The organism is Bartonella sp. AP58NXGY (assembly GCF_042195785.1).
In the GTDB taxonomy this organism is placed as follows: domain Bacteria; phylum Pseudomonadota; class Alphaproteobacteria; order Rhizobiales; family Rhizobiaceae; genus Bartonella.
On the sequence record NZ_JBHIOY010000242.1, the window covers coordinates 351 to 720 of the forward strand.

Genomic DNA, 370 nt, shown 5'->3' on the forward strand with positions numbered 1-370 from the left:
GCTTGCATAACGTCAAAGAAAAGTCTAAATTTACGTACGTGGGAGCGAGGAGCAGGATTAACACAAGCATGTGGGAGTGCTGCGTGTGCCAGTGCCGTGGCCGCTTATCGACGTGGTTTGACACAGCGCCATATCGATGTAAATTTACCAGGGGGAACACTTAATATTTTTTACCGAGAAGATAATCACATTATTATGACAGGACCCATAAAATATCAATTTAGTGGTTTTTTAAATCCTTTAACAGGGTGTTATAAAAAGGATCACTCTTGATGGCAGTAGAAATTGTAACTTTCGGTTGTCGACTCAATAGCTACGAATCGGAAATCATTCGCAAAGAAAGCACTGCTTCAGGGTTAGATCAGCTCAA

1 pseudogene is annotated in these 370 nt (G+C 41.4%); it reads left to right on the forward strand.

From position 1 onward, the window contains the following. Nucleotides 1-273: pseudogene (locus tag ACFINC_RS10700) on the forward strand (diaminopimelate epimerase); the annotation flags it as partial. Nucleotides 274-370 lie beyond the last annotated feature (97 nt).